Annotated in this window: 18 protein-coding genes; 9 read left to right on the top strand and 9 right to left on the bottom strand. The window is 46.9% G+C overall.

Annotated features, from left to right (window positions below; all coding sequences use genetic code 11):
• Window positions 1-238 precede the first annotated feature (238 nt).
• Complete coding sequence (locus D0C16_RS01150; RefSeq protein ID WP_151030631.1) at window positions 239-847, top strand: hypothetical protein; 609 nt, start codon at window positions 239-241, stop codon at window positions 845-847.
• A 242-nt stretch (window positions 848-1,089) separates the two neighbouring features.
• On the top strand, window positions 1,090-1,986 hold the full coding sequence (locus tag D0C16_RS01145; protein ID WP_151030630.1) for a hypothetical protein: 897 nt from the start codon (window positions 1,090-1,092) through the stop codon (window positions 1,984-1,986).
• 84 nt (window positions 1,987-2,070) lie between these two features.
• Here the strand turns inward: D0C16_RS01145 and D0C16_RS01140 are convergent, their stop codons facing one another.
• Window positions 2,071-3,120, bottom strand: a complete 1,050-nt coding sequence (locus D0C16_RS01140) for a pectate lyase (RefSeq protein ID WP_151030629.1) — start codon at window positions 3,118-3,120, stop codon at window positions 2,071-2,073.
• A 363-nt stretch (window positions 3,121-3,483) separates the two neighbouring features.
• On the opposite strand from D0C16_RS01140, the gene D0C16_RS01135 reads away from it, so the two are divergent.
• Both D0C16_RS01135 and D0C16_RS01130 read left to right on the top strand, forming a co-directional pair.
• Window positions 3,484-5,655 carry a YCF48-related protein gene (locus D0C16_RS01135; RefSeq protein WP_151030628.1) on the top strand — a complete coding sequence of 724 codons (2,172 nt, stop codon included), beginning with the start codon at window positions 3,484-3,486 and terminating at the stop codon, window positions 5,653-5,655.
• A 20-nt stretch (window positions 5,656-5,675) separates the two neighbouring features.
• Window positions 5,676-7,262: a GDSL-type esterase/lipase family protein gene (locus D0C16_RS01130; protein WP_151030627.1), complete on the top strand. Its 1,587-nt coding sequence runs from the start codon at window positions 5,676-5,678 to the stop codon at window positions 7,260-7,262.
• A 146-nt stretch (window positions 7,263-7,408) separates the two neighbouring features.
• On the opposite strand, the gene D0C16_RS01125 is transcribed toward D0C16_RS01130, so the two are convergent.
• From D0C16_RS01125 to D0C16_RS01115, 3 genes are all read right to left on the bottom strand, one after another.
• Window positions 7,409-7,744, bottom strand: a complete 336-nt coding sequence (locus D0C16_RS01125; RefSeq protein WP_151030626.1) for a YqcC family protein — start codon at window positions 7,742-7,744, stop codon at window positions 7,409-7,411.
• A 114-nt stretch (window positions 7,745-7,858) separates the two neighbouring features.
• Window positions 7,859-9,997 carry an ATP-dependent DNA helicase DinG gene (dinG, locus tag D0C16_RS01120; protein ID WP_151030625.1) on the bottom strand — a complete coding sequence of 713 codons (2,139 nt, stop codon included), beginning with the start codon at window positions 9,995-9,997 and terminating at the stop codon, window positions 7,859-7,861.
• Window positions 9,991-11,142, bottom strand: a complete 1,152-nt coding sequence (locus D0C16_RS01115) for a 1-acyl-sn-glycerol-3-phosphate acyltransferase (RefSeq protein ID WP_151030624.1) — start codon at window positions 11,140-11,142, stop codon at window positions 9,991-9,993. Before D0C16_RS01115 ends, dinG begins: the two co-directional genes overlap by 7 nt.
• Window positions 11,143-11,262: 120 nt before the next feature.
• Here D0C16_RS01115 and D0C16_RS01110 point away from each other — a divergent pair, with 120 nt between their 5' ends.
• The 5 genes from D0C16_RS01110 (at window position 11,263) to D0C16_RS01090 (ending at window position 18,644) form a co-directional block, all read left to right on the top strand.
• The gene (locus D0C16_RS01110; protein ID WP_151030623.1) at window positions 11,263-11,682 is read left to right on the top strand and encodes a YchJ family protein; all 420 of its coding nucleotides are present in this window, start codon (window positions 11,263-11,265) and stop codon (window positions 11,680-11,682) included.
• Between the two features lie 208 nt (window positions 11,683-11,890).
• Window positions 11,891-13,174, top strand: coding sequence for a diguanylate cyclase (locus D0C16_RS01105; RefSeq protein ID WP_151030622.1), 1,284 nt, complete (start codon window positions 11,891-11,893; stop codon window positions 13,172-13,174).
• 126 nt (window positions 13,175-13,300) lie between these two features.
• Window positions 13,301-14,026 carry a translesion DNA synthesis-associated protein ImuA gene (gene imuA, locus D0C16_RS01100; RefSeq protein WP_151030621.1) on the top strand — a complete coding sequence of 242 codons (726 nt, stop codon included), beginning with the start codon at window positions 13,301-13,303 and terminating at the stop codon, window positions 14,024-14,026.
• Window positions 14,026-15,474, top strand: a complete 1,449-nt coding sequence (locus D0C16_RS01095) for a hypothetical protein (protein ID WP_151030620.1) — start codon at window positions 14,026-14,028, stop codon at window positions 15,472-15,474. Before imuA ends, D0C16_RS01095 begins: the two co-directional genes overlap by 1 nt.
• Window positions 15,475-15,476: 2 nt before the next feature.
• Window positions 15,477-18,644 carry an error-prone DNA polymerase gene (locus D0C16_RS01090; protein WP_151034755.1) on the top strand — a complete coding sequence of 1,056 codons (3,168 nt, stop codon included), beginning with the start codon at window positions 15,477-15,479 and terminating at the stop codon, window positions 18,642-18,644.
• Between the two features lie 158 nt (window positions 18,645-18,802).
• Here D0C16_RS01090 and D0C16_RS24715 read toward each other — a convergent pair whose 3' ends face one another.
• From D0C16_RS24715 to D0C16_RS01070, 5 genes are all read right to left on the bottom strand, one after another.
• Window positions 18,803-19,135: a DUF4410 domain-containing protein gene (locus tag D0C16_RS24715; protein ID WP_370458212.1), complete on the bottom strand. Its 333-nt coding sequence runs from the start codon at window positions 19,133-19,135 to the stop codon at window positions 18,803-18,805.
• 54 nt (window positions 19,136-19,189) lie between these two features.
• Window positions 19,190-20,349, bottom strand: a protein-coding gene (locus D0C16_RS01085; protein ID WP_370458202.1) for an IS3 family transposase whose coding sequence is annotated in 2 segments (ribosomal slippage) — window positions 19,190-20,097 and window positions 20,097-20,349 — 1,161 coding nt in all. Because the reading frame shifts where the segments join, the coding sequence is not laid out codon by codon here.
• A 295-nt stretch (window positions 20,350-20,644) separates the two neighbouring features.
• Window positions 20,645-21,103, bottom strand: a complete 459-nt coding sequence (locus tag D0C16_RS01080; protein ID WP_151030618.1) for a DUF6714 family protein — start codon at window positions 21,101-21,103, stop codon at window positions 20,645-20,647.
• Window positions 21,104-21,234: 131 nt separating this feature from the next.
• A complete protein-coding gene (locus D0C16_RS01075; protein ID WP_151030617.1) occupies window positions 21,235-21,573 on the bottom strand; it encodes a hypothetical protein in 339 nt (112 codons plus the stop codon).
• 187 nt (window positions 21,574-21,760) lie between these two features.
• The gene (locus D0C16_RS01070) at window positions 21,761-22,021 is read right to left on the bottom strand and encodes a transposase (protein WP_225319010.1); all 261 of its coding nucleotides are present in this window, start codon (window positions 22,019-22,021) and stop codon (window positions 21,761-21,763) included.
• Window positions 22,022-22,033: the final 12 nt, after the last annotated feature.

Here is a 22,033-nt window from a genome sequence, read left to right as displayed (position 1 = left end):
TATATCCAAACAAAAAAAACAGTAGGCTCACAAAAGTAGGCTTTGAAAGAAAAAACTTTGAGATGATGGGATCAAAACTCGCTTTCAGGAACGATGCGTCAATTTATTCAGACTGTGATGGCCGCCGCAGGCAACCTATCCGCATAAGCAGACACTTAAGCCGCTGAACCGTCACCAATAGGTTGAAGCGCCCTCAGGCGCCGCTTGTTACATCTACCCGCCTAACAAGGAGCCCCCGATGTTTACGCACGTTAAATCCCGGTTTGCCTGCCCTTTGCTAATGCTGCTTGCCATAACACCTCTTCCAGCCAAAGCGGTGTTCATTGATTTCGATGACCTTAATCCAGTCTTTGATGAGAGGTGGCCCTGCTGGTGCGACAACCCGCTGAGCGATGAGTATCTCGATAAGGGTTTGCTGATTAACGATGCCTGGGTAGTTGGCGCTGGCGGTGAAAATATGATGCTAACCAGCAACTGGGCTTCGCTGGAGTTTGTAGGCGCCCTTCCCGTATTTGTCAGCATGAATCTGACATCCCATTATGGCGATGCCATTTTTCTCAACATTTATGGTGAATCCGGATTTTTATTTTCACTCCTCACTTCAGGCTGGCAAGGTGTCGAGGAACTTTCTACCCCAGTGATTCCCAATGAGTTGATTTCCTTGACGACGACAGAGGGAATCAAGTACATCACCATTCAAGGATTTTATGGTATGCGCATTGGAGCCTCTATTGATAACATCAAATTCACTTATGCATCGACCCCAGAGCCTTCACCACTGCTGCTCGCCATTGCGGGATTAGCGCTAATCCTATGGCGACGAAGGATTATTTCCGCAACAAAATAAAGGACTCTAGGCCGCCATCCGCGGCCAATGTTTATTTGCCACGATCAATGTTCGTTACCAGTATAACTGCAGCCAAACCTCCACCAGATCACACCAACCGATTAAAGGCTTGAAGGCCCGCGTAAAATGTAATCTAATCCAACCCCAGATTTAATACCTATAAACACAGCGACAGCATTCAGGCAATTCCGGTCAAATTTACCTACAACCACAATAACTATTCCGTAATCACGAAGGTAAAGATGAAACTTATCTGCATCCTACTCAGCATCGCCCTACTGGTATTGGCCGGACATTACACAGTCCTCTATTTGGATAATCAAACCCTTAGCCAGCAGCTGACCAAACAGCAGGCAGATTTCGATACCCGCTTGCAACAGGAGCGCGCTAGCTATCAAAAGAAAATTGATAGCCTGCAGGACTTCATTGCCTTTGGGCAAAACAATAAAGCCCCAACCATCAGCAATTCTGCTCAACCAGCCAGCACGCCTGCACAAACAACTAACTTGAGTATTATGCAGCAGGAAAACCTGAAACGCACACTGGAGAAAAAATATAGCCTGCTCATGTCCCGCCTGGGTTTATCCGGATTGGCCCAAAGTGAACTACAAAGCCTGCTGGAACAACGCGAGCAAATCCTTAATGCGAGCAGCATTGGTTATTATTCATCGCAAAAAGAAATTGAAGAAGCCGTAAACCGGCAGCAGCAAGGGCTGGGAGATATTGATCGGCAAATTGCGCAACTACTCAGCTCACCGGAAGATCGCAAAACCTATGATCTGTTAAAAGATTCTGCTTATGAGCAGTATCAAATGAATAACTTTTTTGATGAAGCCCAAGGCTCGTCGCCTATCCCCACAGAAAAACGTGAAGCGCTGCTAATCAGCAAATTGGAACAAAAGCAGGAATTTATGCGTTACATGGAAGCAAGTGGGTCCAGCATCCAAAATGCTTCTACTGAAGAGAAACCATTCTTAATTGAAAAAGCCCATGAGGCACTGCACGATTATAAGGATAACTTCCTCAATAACGCGCGCGCCAATTTAACGCCGGATCAATACGATGCCTTGCGCGAGCGCGAACAAAAGCAATTTGATGAAATGTGGGAAAGCTTGAAAGCGGGATGGGGAGCGCAATAATCAATTAGTTGAAACCCTCCCTGTTTCCAGAGAGGGGCTACTGATTTTTGCGAGCCGATTATAAATTCATAATTATTCTAAAAATCAGAAAGCCGTTACATCAGACTTGCTGACATCACAGTACGCGGTGTTCCAGTACTCGCCATACTTGGAAGATTCACTTCCTTTTTGTACGCCCTGGAATTCCTCACACACTTTGGGTGAACCCGATTTGTAACCTTTGATCTTCAGGTTGCGAATCGTCGCTTTATCACCGAAGTTGCGGTTAACGCCTGCGATGCTGCCGATGGTTCCATCGATAGTTACATTGTTAATCACAACGTAACGTGGACCGCCATTGCTGGAGCAATTTCCACATGACCGCCACAATTTTCCATTCACACCTTTTGCAGTAAACCCATTGGTAATTTCATAGGTACTGTTTTTTGAGTTGTGTTGGAAAATCTTATCAGGCTTGGAGCCTGGGGAATTACTGGTGTTGTTGTAGGCAGAGCCTCCAGAAATAGTGAACTTGGTTCCGCTACTTACCAGAGATGCCGCATCTTCACAAATATCTTCCCAAACTACGTTTTCTGCACGACAAGCACCGCTCGTACAGTGAATCCCGTCTGCACCGCCACTACCGGCAATGCGCACATTTTTAATGGTCGCATTTTTCAGGGTAATAACTGGTGGTTGTCCTTCCGCGTCGCCGGGGCAAGTCAGACCGATTGTCTTGCCACCACAATCGACGGTTTTGTTCTCAATAACCGCACCCGCTTTACATTCACCGCTAGTCGTTGTTGAACCGGAACTGGAAGCAACAGACGATTTTGATGAACTTGTAGCTGCAACACTGCTTTTGCTTGAGCTGGTCGATGACACTCCGGTACCGCTAGAGGGAATCGAACACTCTTTTACAGATTTTGCAGGGTTTGGATCAGAACCAAAAGTAGCTACGCTACAACTGAACGAACCATTTAACACCTTGTATACAAACTTGTCGTCCGCACCAAAGGCAACGTTAGTAGCCTTGGAAACAGTACAAGTTTCCCCAATTTTGCAAATGGTTGTGTAGCCACTCGGGCGGTTGGCTGCCATCACGCTGGCTGAAACACCAATTAACGCCGCCGTTATCATTATTTTATTAAACATGGAACAAACTCCTTCATAGAGCCGCGAGTAGTAGTTCGCGAAAAACTGATGAGGAGCAGATTTTGCAAATCGCACTTCTGTAAGCAGTTTTAACAGTAACTGCTTATATACTCAAAATTACTTACAAGCGAAGAGCACAAACTGCTGTTTATGCCCGCAAAAATCCTAGCGCACTTACTATAGCAGCTTAATTTTATCTGTACATATGATTTATCCGCTTGTATTATCTTGCTCACAAAATATATAAAACTTCCCGGCACTGGCGTTCGTCACAATTACCCCAAACTATTCATTTTACTGTTGCTTCGGTAGCGGTAGGATTTCCTTTTCCTGAATAAATGCAGCGACAATTAATAGCAAATTATGAATACAATTAGCGCCTATTACGTTAATAAAAATAATTGGATATCTGTTGTATTACTTTTAGCGCTCAGCTGCATTATTAGCTGCCAAAAAAATGAACCACCGGTTATAACACCTCAAAAATCCTCCGCTGGAATCCAACATTTAACGGTACTCAATCCAGGATTTTTTACCCATAAAACGACAAAAGATAGAACTTTTATTGCTGGAGGCGATGGCAAAATAATTATGAAGGATGCGGCGGATCATGTGTGGCGCGCCGCTACTACCCCTAGCTTTAACGATAAAATTACCGCGATTGCTGCTGATGATACAGGGAACATACTCATCGCTGTTGGCGACCACGGTTTAATTGCCCACTCTGAGGACTCCGGGCTGAATTGGCAGCAACTCCACTCACCCACCACTAAAAATCTGACCGCACTAACCTTTGAAAGCAGACACCAACGCTGGGTTGCCGGCGGTGAACAAGGCCTATTGCTTTATAGCGATTTGGCGGGCGAAAACTGGCAACAGGCACCCTTGAACAGTGCTTCCACCATCAGCAAAATTATTGAAACATCCACACAGTTAATTGCTATTGGCGAAAACGGACTGATTGCAAGCTCTAGCGATAGCGGCCACGCGTGGGCAATTGCTCCTGCTGTCTCACCCGCTACGCTAACCGATATTGTGGCAGTCAATAGCCGGGTATTTATCAGCACTGCCGACGGAAATGTGATTCGCGGTAACCAGGACCATAACAAAAGTGAAGACAACAACTGGGCACTAATCACCACTGGTTTCTCCAGCTACTTGAGCCGAATTTTTTTTCATCCCCAACAAAAAATATTACTTAGCCTCAGCAGTGATGGCGATATTTTTTTATCGGATGACGGTGGCGACCTCTGGGCCCCCGTGTCGCAGCACAATAAATACCTAAACAATATTGCGCAAAGCAATGACGGAAATATTTTAGTCGCCGTTGGCGATAACGGCCAACTATTAAGCTCCGATAATGCCGGGCGCACATGGGTAAGTAATACCTCCCCCATTAACACCAATATCGAAGGTGTGATTGCGGACGGGGACAATGGGTTTATCGCCTATGGCGAATACGGTCTGTTAATGCAGCGCAAAAATATGCACAGCGAATGGGAAGTTATTAATTATCCGGTGAGCGAATTTGTACACCAACTTTTTTTCGATACGCCTGATAACTGGATTATTGTTGGGGCCAAAGGTTCTATTCTAGCCAGTGAGACCCAGGGTAAATCCTGGCAGCCGGTTAACACTCCTGCACAGAACAGTGATTATTTTTTATCGTTCCTGGCAGATAGAAAATCCGGCAACCAAATTACCGCTGGCCCGCCAGGAACAATTCTGGTGAAAAAACAAAACACCAAGGAATGGCAAGTACGTTTGGCACTAAGCGATGCCAATCAAGGTTATTTTCATCGCCTGGCGGGCAATAATAACGGCACCCTTGTTGCGATTGCAGGCCCGGGAATCACCCACTACTCCACAGACGGCGGTGATAATTGGCACCCCGCCAGCATCGATAACAGCAAGCAATTGTTCAATGTAATTTTTGACCAGCACCATCAGCAATTTGTTGCCGTTGGGCAACAAGGAAGTATTCAACTGTCGCAGAATGGAAAGGACTGGACAGCAGTATCCACGCGTATTGTGCAATCACTGCAAACTGTTTTTTCCACCGAACACGGCCTTTGGGCGGCGGGCGATAAAGGCGTGTTAATTCAATCCACGGATGGGGGAAAAACATGGCAGGATGAAGCTCTAGCATTACGGGATAACGATGGGCAGGTAGGCAACACACAAGCAACCATACTATCCCTGTTTGAAACACAGCGCGGCAGCATCATTGCCAGTGGAGCGCCAGGTTTTATCGCCCGCTTAAACAAAGATCAACACACCTCCTGGCAAGTTATTGCATCACCCACACAATCCAGCCTGCGCACTCCCGTACAAGATGAAACTACGGGCATTATTTATCTATCAGGAAAATCCGGGGAAATCATCTACTCGCGCGACGATGGCGAAAACTGGGCATTAATGCCACCAGTCACCCAGGGTTCGTTGAAAAATTTATACATCGACAACAATAATAAAATGCTTATCGGCGTTGGCGAAAGGTTAATACGAATCCCCTTATTAACCCGGAATGATTGATTATTCTGCGTAGGACTATTATGAAAAAAAATACAATCAACCAGATCTTGTCGTCGGCAGCACTCGCCTTAAGCCTGAGTGCTTGCCAATCCTTTAACAACACCACGTTGGTAAGTGGCCTTGTTTACGAGCGCACTCCACTTGCAAATGCCCAAGTCTTTCTGTGCGATGCCAGCGGCAAAGTATTTATCACCGAAACCAATGCACTGGGTATTTACAGCATTAAAGTGCACGGGCTTAGCTACCCCATATTAGTTTCCGCAGTTGCTCAGGGAAAATCCGAAGACTGCGCGAAAAATTCACGCCTGCGCCCTATTTGTTTGGCTGGACTGGTGAACCAACCGCCCACCGATAAAAACGTGATTGCCAATATCAACCCACTCACTGATCGTATCGTATCTGACATTGCGGTGAGCAAAGGCTTTATTGGCCCGCAACAATGGGTTAATTCGGCTTCCGTTGGTGCAGTAGATCCTAGTGTGTACAATCACGCATTGACCTCAATGCGTGCAGGATTTTCTACCGCACTCACGTCCGCGGGAATTACCAATGCCCGCGAATTTGATCCCGCCACCTTTTCCATGACGGACGCCAATCCGGTGACAGAAATTTTTTCCCTGTTACATCACAACCGCAATTATGAAAATAATACCGGCGAAACTGGCCATACATCGCTAACGGATTTTAGCTTTCGCCCCATTGTAGGCCTAGCCCCTTCAGGTGCTTATGAAGCCTTTGATTTGGAACGTGCACGCGCAGAATACCTGCGCGTAAAAAATGCCAAAACACGTATTTTTATTGTGGGTGATTCAACGTCTGCAGTGTATGAGCAACTGCGTTACCCGCGCATGGGCTGGGGCCAGGCACTCGCCGCACAATTCAAACCTGATAGCGGAATTCAGGTGATTGTTGGGTCGCGTGCAGGCCGCAGCTCGCGCGACTTTTACAATGGCCGCTGGTATGCACAAATGGATTATTTAATTCAGGCCGGTGATTATGTATTTATTAACCACGGCCACAATGACCAAAATTGCGACAGCAGCAAACCCCTACGCGGCCCAGCCGATGTAAAAAACCTGTGCACGTATCCCAATAATGCGGCAGGCAATCCGCAATTTCCCAACAACCAGCCAGAGTTATCTTTTCAGCATTCATTGGAGAGATACATAAAAATTGCACGTGAACGCGGCGCGCATCCAGTGATGTTTACCCCTACAGCGCGCATTAAAAACGCAAACGGTGAACAAACCACACCCGTCGTCCACTCGCATTTAACTCGCCAAAATGCAACCAATGGCTATTTATTTACCGGCGATTACACAGACACCATTAAAAACACCGCAAAACTTCACCATTTACCACTGATAGATTTGGAAGCGGCCAGCATGCGTTTTGCCAATAAAGCAGGCGAACCTGGCTGGCGCAATTACTGGTTGGTGGTAGACCCTGTCATTAATCCCTTCTATGCCAATAATGCCGCAGGCAGTACGCAAGTGCCGGATGGAACCCATTTTCAAAAAAATGGCGCTGAAGCAATGGCAAAAATGGTTGCGAATGAGATTAGAAAAAATCCGGAATTGGTAGAACTACAACAGCAATTGAAATAATACCATCAGTTGGGCGCAATAAATTGCGCCCCTACGGGGTAGATTCGTAGAATTTCAATTTATTAAATCCAGAAAAACGAAGAGCAGATATATTTCGTAGGGGTTCAATTTATTGAACCCAAAACAGGGCGCAATAAATTGCGCCCCTACGAAGAAACCTGGATGGTTAATAGCCCATCTATTTTTTGCAGATGGGCTATTAACGATGATGAATGCAGATTCAAGCCAGAAAAATATTGTTCTGCCATAGGTGCGATGGCGGAATTGGACGGCAGTGGTAATTGTTCATCCAATAAAAAATACATACGCGGTAGAAATATAAATTGCAGCCATTGCGGGAAGGTCATGGTATCCACCGCGAAGGGTTGCACACTCATGAACGCCTCTTCCGCAATCATTTCAAATTCCCATAAACGCAAATTGCGCAATTCCTTTTCGATATCCATTAAGGTTTCGGCAATGGCGATGTGAGGGTTATTCATGGGTTTTACCGGGCAATGTTGGGCATCGCTGCGCTCAGCACCAACCTACAGGGTGCTTTGTAGGTTGGGGTGAGGAACGAACCCCAACATGGGATTCGAAAAATACACGATAAATTATTTATGCACAATCTGTGTAAACGGTGGCAATGAATTCAGAATCGCCTTGCCATAACGTTTGGTGAGAATGCGACGATCCAACAGACTGATGCGCCCGGTATCGGTTTCCGTGCGCAGTAAACGCCCGCAGGCTTGAATCAGTTTCAGCGATGCGTCGGGCACGGTGATTTCCATAAACGCATTACCACCACGCGCCTCTACCCATTCTGAAAGCGCCGCCTCAATCGGATCATCCGGCACGGCGAACGGCAGCTTGGCGATAATCACGTGGGTGCAATATTTACCGGGCAAATCCACACCTTCAGCAAAACTTGCCAACCCAAAGAGCACACTACCCTCGCCATCATCGATGCGTTTTTTGTGTTGGACTAACATTTCCTGCTTGGAGTTATCACCCTGTAGCAAAATAATATCGCGCAAATTTTGCGGCATTTCATCGAACACATCGAGCATTTGTTTGCGCGACGAGAACAATACCAGCGAACCTTCAGCGGGATCAATCAAGTTTGGCAGATCATCAATAATAGCCAAGGTATGCACATCAGCATTGGTAGCCTCAACAGTTCGCGCAGGAATTTCGAGAGTTGCCTGTTGGAAATTAAACGGGCTGGGCACCACTTGGTAATTGGAATCTGAAGGTGTACCTGCACGCATTTGGAAGCGGTAAAAATTTCCCAGCGCCGTGAGTGTGGCCGAGGTGATAATTGCACCGCAGGCTTTTTCCCACAAACTGAACTCCAATGTTTTAGCGGCGAGTATTGGGCTGGAGCAGACCTCCAAATCCATATTACCGCTGGCATCTATCGGCGTTAACCAACGCGCCTTGGGCACACTGCTCACGGAATCCGGCGTGGCAAAACTTGCCCACAAATCGCGGTTGGCTTCGGCGCGCGCTTGCCATGCGCCAAGAATGGGATAGTGATTTTCCAAATCCACTTTCGGCACCGGGCAATGCATATCTTCCATCGCCTGACTGACTTCATCGAGCATTTTTTTCAACAAATCTGTCAGGCGATCAAAACCTTTATACAACTCGACGCAAGGTATTAATAAATCTTGCGGCACCACGCCACCATCAAAACGGTAATGGGATTGGCGATCATCAAACGCAATGGATTGCGCGAGCGATTCAAACACCGGATACAACTGATCCAGGCGCTGTTTGCAATCAATTAAGGCGGCAGGCAGTTGTTCACCAAAGCGATCCACATTACCCGCACCACTGATTACCCCAAGCATAGCGCCGAGCGCTTTATTGCATTGATCCAACCATTTACTGGTGGCGAGCATGCGACTGTGGTGCGCAAAATGATTTAACGCTTTTTGCGGGAGGTGATGGCCTTCGTCGAAGACATAAATGGTGTCGGCGGGTGCAGGCAAAATTGCACCACCACCCAACGCCAGATCCGCCAATACCAGATCGTGATTGGTGACAATACAATCCACTGAATGCATGGAATCGCGCGCTTTAAAAAAGCTACACGCCGACACATTGGAACAGCGACGCCCGGTGCATTGCCGATGGTCAGTAGTAATGATCTGCCATTCATTTTGTTCCAGCGCTTGCGGCCAGGTGTCGCGCTCGCCATTCCATCTATTAGATGCCAGTGCATCCATCATGGATTCATAAAGTTTAAAGCCCTGGGCAGATACACTGGGATATTCATCTTCGTAAAGCGCGCGCGTAGGATTCAAACCACTTTGGTATTCCGCAATTAAATTATCCAACTTACTCAGACACAAGTAGCGGCCGCGCCCTTTAGCAAGAGTAAAGGTAAATGACAGGCCACTGTTGCGATGCAATTCGGGCAAATCTTTATTGACGATTTGCTCTTGCAATGCAACCGTTGCCGTAGAGACAACCAGTTTTTTGCCCAGCGCTTTGGCCATAACAATGGCCGGCAATAAATAGGCAATGGTTTTTCCCGTGCCTGTGCCTGCCTCTACCACGCAAATATGCTTGCCGGCATTCTCGTCGGGAATACGATGATTTTCGTCATCCAGTGAAATTTTGCCGAGTGTTTTTGCAATCTCGGCAATCATCAATTTTTGACCGTAGCGGGACTTAAGGCCCTTGCTTTCCAGAAATTGGCTATAGGCGCCCTGAATTTGCTTTTTCAGCGCATCCGTTAGCATTCGGCCAATTTACTCACAACGGGATTAGCATAAATGCCCAGCGCAATTTCACGCTGACCAGAGGGAATTGCATTCATGCGCACTTCAAACTCGGTGCGCTCAGCAATCAGTTTTTTCGGATCATAAGGGGTATTGTTCGCGCCATAGCTCACAACCGGCACCTTGCCATGCAGCATTTCATAGGCAATGCAGTTAGTCGCGTGCAACACATAATTACCCAGAATTTGGTGATCCAGCGCAGCGACCAACTCATCGGTATCCTGATAATCGCCGTCCAGCACATCGCCAAACGCCAAATGGATATTACCTTTATTACCGGCGATCCCCATGGCGATGCTGCGCACATCTTCGTGCTCTTCTTTTTGATAGCTGCCTTCCGTGCGATGCAAATAAAGTTCGCGCGCCTTCGCGACATCGCATGGATCAAGTTCGTAAGAAATAGATACGGGAACTATGCGCAATTTTTTGGCATATTCCGCGATCTCTTCCGTTTTGGGTTTGTTGAGCATAATCATGCCCAATACTGCTGAATTAGTTTTGTCATTGCCATCTTTAGCACGACCTTCGCGCTGCGCAATCCAGATATTGGCATTTTCATTCACAATGGAATGATGAATGTACGCCGACAAATGTTTTGCCGCTTTTAATTTTTCACGCGGCGCTTTGGCTGAGCGATTGACGATAAAACTTTTATTCAATCGCATCAGGTCTGATACAAACGGTTTGGTAAGCAGGTTATCGCCAATGGCAATACGCAAGGTATTGCAACCATTGTGGAACAGAACCCAATTAACAAAGGCCGGATCCATAGCAATGTCGCGATGGTTGCTGATAAATAGATAGGCGCTGTGCTTATCGAGTTTCTCCAAACCGGAAAAGGTGAGCTCTTTCACCCGGGTGGACATCATCCCCGACAGGTATTTTTCCACTACTGCCTGGAACCCTTGAACATCCTGAATCCCGGAGAGCTGCTGATTCAATTTGCGGCGTACCAGCGGTTTTAATAGCCAACCTAACACGGCATGCAACTTGGGGAATTTCAGGCGCGTTACTGCATCAGTCAATTCGGGATCCGCAAGTATACGATCCAGGGTTGGGCGCACCTCATCATCACGATAAGGGCGGATATCATCAAATTCGCTCATAGTGGAAACTTTACTCGAAGACTATGCAGTTAGTGCAGGAAAGCTGGCACCAGGCGCCCAACTCAGCGAGAATTGGCCCGGCCAAAAACAGGCGCACAAAATACCGAAAAGGGCCAGAAAATGCCATCGAAAACACCTGCCGTTAATCCCCAATCGCCCTGCCCCTGCGGCAGCCAAAAACTGCTGGCTAACTGCTGCCTGCCCCATATACAGGGCCAAACCTGGCCAGAAACTGCCGAGCAGCTGATGCGTTCACGCTACTCTGCCCATGTGCTATTGGCCATTGATTACCTGTGGGACACCTGGAGCCCCGAGCAACGCCTGCGCTCCAGCAAGGCCGATATCCTGCAGTGGGCGCAAAGCTGCGACTGGCTGGGCTTGCAGATCCTCTCTACCAGCAAAGGACTCGCAGCAGATCAGGACGGCACCGTTGAGTTTATCGCCCTGTTCCGCCAGGCCGGACAATTACAGCAACACCACGAACACTCGGTATTTCGCAAATCACTGGGCAAATGGCTCTATGTGGATCACCAGGATTAACTCGCACTTTCACTGTGAACCAGGCAGCGATGTGCATAAATATCCAGCAAAGTGCAGATATTCCGTTCGACAGTGCCATGCTGTCCACGTAGAATTATGTTTATTTTGACGCCAAACCCAGGTCTGGCCGACGAAAACTATAATACTGGCTACACTCAGATGAACTTTTTGAGCATGAGCATCCTCTTGTGAGTCCCTACCCGGCCTTATGAAAATCCTTCTGGTTGAAGACAGCGCAACACTTCGCTACGCCATGCGTAACTACATTATTGATGCGGGCCATGAGCCTTTAGTTGCCCGCAGTGGTGAAGAAGCCCTGCAACTGCTGGAAAACACCCCGGTCGATATGATCATCATGGATGTGGAAATGCCCGGACTAAACGGTTTTGAAACCACTCGCCTGATTCGCGAATGGCTGGCCGGCCACTGGATTCCCATCATCTTTGTGACCGGGCTAAATGAGGACGAAAATTACCGCGAAGGTATTGAAGCGGGTGGCGATGATTACCTGATCAAGCCGGTCAGCTTTATGATCATCAAAGCCAAGATTCGCGCGATGGAGCGAATCGCTGAAATGCGCGATCAATTGAGCCGCCTGAATTCCGAATTGGAAGCCCTCAGCCAGCTCGATAGCCTCACCCATATTTATAACCGTCGCACCTTCAATGAATTAGCCCAACAGCAATGGGCATTGGTAAAACGCCATCAACAACCCATCAGCGCATTGATGATCGATGTGGATCATTTCAAGTTATTTAATGATCACTATGGCCACCCGGCGGGCGATTCCTGTTTGAAAAAAGTCACTCAGGCGATTAAAAGCTGCCTGCACCGCACCACCGACATTCTGGGCCGCTATGGTGGTGAAGAGTTCGTCGTGCTGCTGCCAGAGACCGATGCCAAGGGTGCCATGTGTGTAGCCCAATCTATTGGCGAAGCCATTAGTGCATTACAGCTGCGCCACGATGTCTCCCCTACCGATTCCCATGTCACCGCGAGTATTGGCGGCGCTACCTGCTTACGCACCACAGGCCACGACCTGGAAGAATTAATTAAAAATGCCGACCGCGCGTTATATAAAGCTAAACGTGCGGGTCGCAACCGCAGCTGGGTAGATGAAGTAGCCACTCACAAAACCCTGCTACTGGCGGATAGCAATCTGGAATTGATTCGCCATTTCACACATCACTTGCAAACACACTTCAATTTATTAACGGCCGAAACCCAAACGGAATGCCTGGAGCTGGCGGTTGATTTGCACCCGGATCTAATTTTACTCGGCACCAATATTGCCAGTTCCCCGGCAGGTGCCGACCTGTGCAAAATCCTGGCGCGAACACCTAAAACGGCCGGTATTAATCTGGTACTGGTGAGCGAACAACAGAATGAGCGCACGCTGGAATTAGGCAACACCCTGGGTATCAAACACGCGTTTGATAAATCCCTCAACGGCCCGGCCCTGCTCAATAAAATTGTTGAATTTATTCACTAGATCTCATCACTGTTCAAACTTAACTCACTTATAACCAAACATTGTTAAGGTGGGTGCAGCATCCGCTTGACTATACAGCGCCCTCGAGCGCTATACTGTATTTAAATACAGTATAGCTGACTTGCCATGACCCAATCACTACCAACTGATCTTGAACAATTGCTGCTACGTGGCGACATTTGGCGCGGAACAAAAGCCCAGGTCCAAACCAGCAATGGGCAAGATACCGGCCATCTATTACTGAACAATTTTCTGGTGCATCAAGGTTGGCCGCGCGCGTGCTTAATCGAAATAAACCAGCGGGAATTCGGCCAGGGTGAATGGCTATTACTAACCCCCAGCTTGCGCAATTCAGCGCAAGGATTACAGATATTAATTAACCCGCCTGCATTGCCATTTGCACAGGGATTGTTACAAGCGGGCCTGGATCTGGACCGTTTATTAATTATTAATGCTCCCGCGAAAAATGATTTTCTGGCTGCCTTTGTAGAAATTGCTCGCGCTAAAGCCTGTAGCCATTTATTAGCCTGGCAACCACAACAAGCGTTGAATTACACCGAGGTGCGCAAATGTGTGTTGGCCAGTAGTGAAGGCTCTGGTATTTACTGGTTACTGCGCCCGGCACGTGCTAATGCCCAGCATTCGCCTGTACATTTGCGTTTGCACACGCGCATGGAGGCCAACACCCTAACAGTCACCGTCACCAAACAAAAAGGTGGTGATCAATCACTACTTAATAAACCTATCGCATTACCCTTGCCACACGAATGGCTGGGCTATCAACCCCATGCCAATTTGGATACAACACCGGTAAAAAGCACTAACAAAGTTACGCAGCTGCGGAGCCGCTAATGGGTAGCAACAGCGTGTTATCGCCACCGGCGCTGCGCTTGTGGCTGGCAATTCAGCTATCAAATGATACAGATAATTGCCAAGCGGCAAAATTACACGGCAGCAAAACTATTGAAAATAAATTAATCCAGCTGTGTGAGTTGTTGTATCAATTCACGCCGCATGTACAACTATTTATTTCAGAATTTACCCATGCCCATGGCGTACAACTGGAGATTTCCCGCTCGTTAACACTGTTCGGTGGCTTAACGTCGTTGCTCGATGCCATTAAGCTGCAACTGCACAGTGAGGATGCCTATCGAAATTATCGCTACGCTGTAGCGCATACCGCACAAGCCGCCTGGTTACTCTGCGGCAGTGCAACCCAGCCAGATACTTTTATCCAGTCATTGGATCAACAACTTAAACAATACGCACCCGCACAATTGCGCTCGGTTTTTCACGCGCAATTACAACCATTGCCACTCACTTGCCTGGAAGAGTTTCCCCGCATAGTGATTGCGCTACAGCAAACCGGTTTTGTGTCACTGGGCGATATCATGCAGCAACTCAACACCAGTGGACTGCGCAGCCTTACCAAACGTTTTGGTCATGCGTTCAGCCAATACCTGGGCGACATGTTGGATATCAGCCATGACATGCAGCAACCGGGATTATTTTCTGCCCCCGTGCCTATGTTTCACCCGGAGCTGCCCTTTATTGAGCGGATAGAAATGGAGTTTCCTGTTGCGCAATTGGATTTGTTGCAACCACCACTTTCCTTATTGCTGCAAAAACTCAGCGATCATTTACAGCGCCGCCAACAGCAATGCCAAATGATTGAATGGCAGCTCATCAGCATTTACCACGAGCGCGAATTAATCCGCGTATATTGCGACACCCCGCAACAACAGGGGCATTTACTGTTGGAATTAAGTTTGATTCAACTAGAGCAATATGAGTTTCGTTTTGCCGTAGACCAATTGGAATTGCACTGCCCTTTTTCCTCACCGCTGCAAACACAAAACTATCAACTGGATTTTTCCCAACAATCGCACAATTATAAAACCACACAGGATTTCACCCTAACGACGGCCAAATTAAAAGCGCGCTTGGGCGAGAGTGCCATTTATAAAATAAGTTACCGGGATGATCATTTACCCGAACGCAGTAACCATGTAATCAGCTATCAAAAAGCGGCCTGGCAAGTGTTGCCCGACATGCAGCAACAAGCATTGCGCCCCAAATGGCTATTGGCTGCACCACAAATTGTCGATCAAACACCGGCAGGCTTACACTGGCGCGGCTTACTGCAACTACTCGCCGGCCCCGAACGCATTCACACCCATTGGTGGGACACACCCAGTGCACGCGATTATTTTATGGCACAGCGACAAGACGGATTGCGGTTATGGATATTTAAAGACTTGCATCAACAGCGCTGGTTTGTACAGGGAGTGTTTTGTTAATGATGAATTATACCCAGCTGTACACCACCACTAACTTTACTTTTTTAACCGGCGCCTCTCATCCGCCAGAAATGGTCATGCGCGCTGCGGAATTAGGTTACAACGCCATTGCTATTACCGATGAATGTTCGTTAGCTGGCACAGTAAAAGCATTTGCCATGGCGCAAGACTGTGGCATTGAGTTAATTATCGGTAGCCGCTTTTTGTTATCCAATGGTATTCAGCTCATTGCCATCGCACCAACACGTACCGCCTATGCTGAACTCTCCGGTTTTATTACCCTCGCCCGGCGGCGTGCCGACAAAGGAAACTATGAAGCACACCTTGAAGATTTGCGTTTTCGTTTACAACACTGTCTGATCATCTGGTTATGCGATCCCATCAACCCTGAAAATGAAAGCCAGATTTATTTGCATGCCGACTATTTAACACGTGCTTTTAAAGACCGGTTATGGCTTGGCATCAACCATCAATTACACAGTGGCGAGCAACAACACTTTGCAAACTGGCAGCACCTGGGTAAAACCCGGGGCATCACCCTGGTTGCTGCAGGAAACGCTTTAATGCACAGCAACAAACGTAAAATGCTGTTAGACGCCCTCACCGCTATTCGACTAAACACACCGATACAAGAACTGGGCACACAGACCTGCGCAAATAGTGAAGCCTATTTAAAAACACTGGGGCAACTGGAAAAACTTTATCCCCCGGTGTTATTACAAGAGACGGAGAAAATCCGTGAGCGGTGTACATTTTCAATGGAAGAGTTGCAATATCAATATCCACAAGAATTAGTACCCGCCGGATTTTCCCCCACACAATATTTGCGCCATTTGGTACAGCAAGGCGAACAACAGCGCTACCCCCAAGGTACTCCCGGTGATATCACTGCGCTTATCCAGAAAGAGCTAAAACTGATTGCGGAAATGCGCTACGAATTTTATTTTTTAACTGTGCATGACATAGTGAAGTACGCGCGCGCGAAAAATATCTTATGCCAGGGGCGCGGCTCGGCGGCCAATTCAGTGGTGTGTTATTGCCTGGGAATCACCGAAATTTCTCCACAGCAAATCCACGTATTGTTTGAGCGGTTCATCTCCAAAGAACGCAATGAGCCACCCGATATCGATGTGGATTTTGAACATGAGCGACGCGAAGAAGTCATTCAATATATTTATCAAAAATATGGCCGGGAGCGCGCAGCATTGGCAGCGACGGTTATTTGCTATCGCCGCCGCAGCCTGGTGCGTGATTTAGGCAAAGCACTGGGGTTTGAACCAGCAATCACCACGCAGTTGGCTTCCTCAGCTGCCTGGTGGGATAAACACACGGAGTGGGAGCAACGTTTAACTCAGGCACATGAACAATTACAGGCAGAAAATCCATTAATTGCACCGCCTTCGCGCCAAATGCTGCAGTTATTTTTGCAACTGGCGAATGAGTTATTGGGTTTTCCTCGTCACTTATCCCAACATGTCGGCGGCTTTGTGATAGCGCAGGATCGCATCAGTGATCTGGTACCCGTTGAAAACGCCAGCATGCCTGACCGCACTATTATCCAGTGGGATAAGGAAGATCTGGAAACCATGCGCTTATTAAAAGTGGATGTGCTGGCATTGGGTATGCTGACCGCACTGCGCAAAACCTTACAAATTATTCACAGTTATCACCCACAGATAACAGCAATTCAAGATATTCCGCCGGAGGACCCTGCCACCTATAAAATGTTGCGCATGGCGGATAGCGTTGGTGTGTTTCAAGTAGAGTCGCGCGCACAAATGTCGATGCTACCGCGCCTGCGGCCCACTACTTTTTATGATCTGGTTATTCAAATTGCCATCATACGCCCAGGCCCTATTCAAGGCGGAATGGTGCATCCCTTTTTACAACGGCGAAAAAATCCCACGGCAGTTACCTATGAGCATGACGATTTAATTCCCGTGTTAGAACGCACCTTGGGAGTTCCTATTTTTCAGGAGCAAGCCATTAAACTGGCCATGGTCGCCGCCGGTTTTAGTGGTGGCAAAGCTGATGAGTTGCGCCGCGCCATGGCTAGCTGGGGGAAAAACAGCACCCTCGCCAATTTTGAACAGGATTTTATTGAAGGCATGTTAGCTCGCCATTACTCTTTGGATTTTGCCCAGAAACTATTTGACCAAATAAAAGGGTTTGGTGGTTACGGTTTTCCTGAATCCCACTCGGCCAGTTTCGCGTTGCTGTGCTATGCATCCTCCTGGTGTAAACGCCATCATCCTGCTGCATTTTATTGCGCATTACTGAATAGCCAACCTATGGGGTTTTACTCTCCATCGCAATTGCTACAGGATGCAAAACGTCACGGAGTCATAGTGCTCCCCGTTGATATCAATTGCAGTATTTACGATACTCAACTGGAAAAAATAACGGCTAATCACTTGTCATCTGAACATTTTCCCAACCCACAACCTTTACTGGCTATCCGCTTGGGGTTCAGCCAGGTCCGCTCGCTTGATACCCATGCAGCACAAACCATCGAACGCTGGCGAGGCAACAAACCATTTACTTCACTGGAAAATATTTCACGTCGCACTGCACTCACAGCAACAGATTTAGGTCACCTTGCCGCTGCCGATGCCTTTGCTCAACTCACTGGCAATCGCCACGAAGCGCGCTGGCAAGCAGCCGCCATAAAACCACATGTCGCACTGCTGCAATCCAGTGAAACCCAGCAAGACTTATTGAGCATGCCAGCACCCACACTGGAAAAAGACATGGTGGATGATTACGCCAGTATCGGTTTAAGTTTACGCGCGCACCCTATGGCACTGTTGCGCAGCCAGGCACCATTTAATCGCTGCAAAACCCAACGCGAATTGGCAAGTATTGGCCACGGCCGTTTTGTACGTGTAGCCGGGTTAGTCACCGGACGCCAAAGGCCTGGTACAGCCAAAGGAACTATTTTTGTAACACTGGAGGATGAAACGGGGAACATTAATGTGGTTGTATGGCAAAAAACCCAAGCTCACTTTCGCGAACCTTTGTTAAATGCACAATTACTAGTAGTAAAAGGCGTACTGGAAATTAACGCCACCGACAGTGAAACACCGGTCATTCATTTGGTTGCAGGCCATTTACAGGATTACACACACTGCTTAAAAAAATTAAGTGTTAGCTCGCGGGATTTTCATTAATCGGCAGCAAAGGAATTGAAATTTCACCAACCAACTCATCAACCCAATGGACATTGGTTTGAACAGCTAACAGCCCCCTTTTGACCAGTTTCGTTAAATTGCTCCTCGGTAGATACATTGCATAAACACCACTTACAATTCGTATGGTACATGTGCTATTACTTTTTGGACAGATAGGCAACCACACCATCGGTATACTTCTTAATAACCTGACTAGCCACTCCCCACGCCGCACATTCTTTAATCGAAACTTGAGATCTGCCCAGCTCCTCGCGTGTGACCTTGTCAGTAACAACCACCGTGCTAACAATATTGTCGCATCCGGCCATTATCCCTACGGTAAGGCGAGCTGCGTCATCTCTCATTCTGAACGAATGGATTTCAACAGTAACTGAGTGCTGCGAATTCTGTTCACCGGAAGCAAGCAATCCGTTTGCGGCAAGACCATTTTTAATTTGTGACTCAAGAAGCTGGTATTGTTCATCAGGTATTGAGACATCGGAACTCTTCTGAACTGATCCCTACCGCCAACTTCGGACAGTTAACTAACATACATTTTTTGCCTCAAAGCGCTCGGGGCTAACAAAGCCAATAGCGCTGTGACGGCGGTAGCGATTGTAATCCACTTCGATATATTCAAAAATAGATTCGCGCGTGTGCTTTCCATCTAGCAACGGCTCGCCGTGAACCAGCTCAACCTTAAGTGAATGAAAGAAGCTTTCCGCACACGCATTGTCCCAGCAATCGCCCTTGCGACTCATACTCTGTATTAGCGAATATTTTTCCAGTAAATCCCTAAACGCATGCGATACATATTGGCTGCCACGGTCACTGTGAACAATAACGCTTTTTGGGAATTTTCGTCGCCACAACGCCATCATCAATGAATCACAAACCAATTGCGCATCAATATGTTTGCTCATCGACCAACCAACAACTTTTCGAGAATATAAATCAATCATCACGGCCAGATACAACCAACCTTCTGTAGTTTGAATATAAGTAATATCGGTCACCCATTTTTCATTAGGTTGTTGCGCAGAAAAATCTCTAGCCAACAGGTTGGGCGCAACAGGCAGTGTATGATTGCTGTCCGTAGTCACCTTGAACAGCTTGGCCGCTTTTGCAATTAACCCCTGCCGTTTCAGGCTTTTCCGAATGGTTTTTATGTCGAGCGGATTATCTTGCTCCGCCAAATCATAAAAAATCCGATCCGCGCCATACCGGCCTTTTCCAGCCTCAAATGCTGCCTTTACCAACGCATCAATCGCTTCTCTTTGCTGCATGCGCCAACTAACCATTTCACGATTATCAAGCCAGCTGTAATACCCACTTCGCGAAACCAACAGAACGCGCACCATCATCGCGATTGAATATAGCGCGCTATTTGTCAGCATAAATTCGTAGCGTTTTATTTTTGATGCTTCGCGAAGTAGGTAGCCGCCTTTTTTAGGATTTCGAGCTCCTCTGCTTGCTCGGCGAGCTGACGCTTGAGGCGTGCATTTTCAGCGGCGAGGAGCGATTCTCTTTCAACATCAGTACGGCTATTGTTGAGTGCGCTACGCCAACTGTAAATTTGACTGGCATATATGCCCAGTTTTTCGGCGGCTTCCGCTACGCTCAATCGTTCGGCCAGTTTAATGGCCTCACTTTTGAACTCGGCTGTATACTTCTTATTCTCTTTTGGGGTTGAATTCTTGCTCATGGATCACCTCTGGAGTAAGTTTACTCAGTTTCTAAGGTGTCCGATATTCGCGGAGGGGATCAGAACAGATATAGAAAGCTGGCTCTCTTTAGATGGCGTATACGCTTTTGAAACAGTCGATTTGGTACTTGCGCAACCAACAACCAGGCCTGCAATTGCAATTATTGATAAAATGTTTTTCATTATATTTCTCGATTTAGATTTATATGGATCGTTAGACATAACGCGGTAAACGACAAAATTTTAGTCGTAGCTTTGCGGAATTTTTTGCGGAAAAAAATTGCAAAGCCGATTATTAGCTTTTACGCCAGAACTCATTTAAAGCTCTTTTGATGTGGTGACTATCATACCTAAAATCTTCTTGCCAAACACACCACTCCAAATATTTAGCGACCGCCTCCCTCTGCAGAGCATTAAACGCCTTAAATAACTCAGGACTATTAATAACGCCCTGTGATAAGTGATAAATTGGGGCAGTGTTAGTTAAGCCTTCTATCTCACCTACAATAAACGCAGGAACATGAAACCTCATTCCTTCTGCATCCATAAACGATAAGCTACTATCACACCTAAAAAGATCATTACCACTTATTTTACGCCAGTTCGTTTTTTCATCCTTTTTTCTTGCCCTACTTTGCTCACTCTTTGACTCGTAGTCGTCAATAGCCTGAGCTTCCCACAAGCCGACCCCATCTCCAAGCTCAACATCTTGAAAGGCAAGAATTATTTCTTCTTTAATATATTCGATGCTCATATTTCCTAGACTAGCGCTGTGCTCAACTGCAGACTGTAAGTAGAGTATTTACGATAAACCTCATGAAGAGATTCATTAAATGCGCGACTTACGAACTATCAGATCGAGGCGACCTTGTTTGACTTGCGCACTCAAAGCACTTTGATTGCACAACATTCAAAGCGAAGCTCACCATTAGAACCAAAATTTAAGTGCACTGAGAGCTGGCTTTCCATGTCAAAATTGAAGCCAGCTGAAACGATTAAAAGCGGGCCGCCAACTTTTGCGCCACTGACGCCTGGCACATTAGGGTCTTTTTGCCATTGGAGATTAATTATTAAATTACTTACCCAGGAACACATAAGGCCAGATATATTTTCACTCGCGTGACTTAAAAATAGCTCAAGATCTTTTCCATCATTACACCATGCAAAACCATAAAAATTAGCATCATTCCAGTCTAGAGTTTTATCAAAATATTTCAGCATCATATATTCTCTCTACTAGACAACGTCTAACGAAGCCGTAGAAAAACCCAACAACCACTGAATTTTCCTACAGCTAATTGATTAATAATTAATTAGCCAACTTTGCCTAACTGTTCTTGGATTTTCAATTGCTCATATTCATTAATTGCGTTGTGCTTTGAAAAAGCGAGTTGTTTGCCTATATTCGTTCTTATTTTCGCTTCGCGTTGGTCAAATCACCATAATTCGCCAGCTTTTCTATATTGTGGATCATACAAAACAACTGCCACTGCCCCTGGACTTTGGCTTTGCCACGTAGACTGAAGCGCTTTAGCCCTTTGTTTGTGCCGATATTAGCGAACACAGGCTCAACCGTGGACATGCGATGACTATAAACCATTTTGCCAAATTCGCTATCTGCCCCCGCAACAATCCATTCTGTATATTTTCTTTTCGTTCTCTTATCAAGAATAAAGAATATGTG

Origin of the sequence: Cellvibrio sp. KY-GH-1, assembly GCF_008806975.1 — a bacterium.
Taxonomy (GTDB): Bacteria; Pseudomonadota; Gammaproteobacteria; order Pseudomonadales; family Cellvibrionaceae; genus Cellvibrio.
The sequence above is the reverse complement of the archived record's forward strand: the minus strand, read 5'-3'. Positions and strand labels throughout refer to the sequence as shown.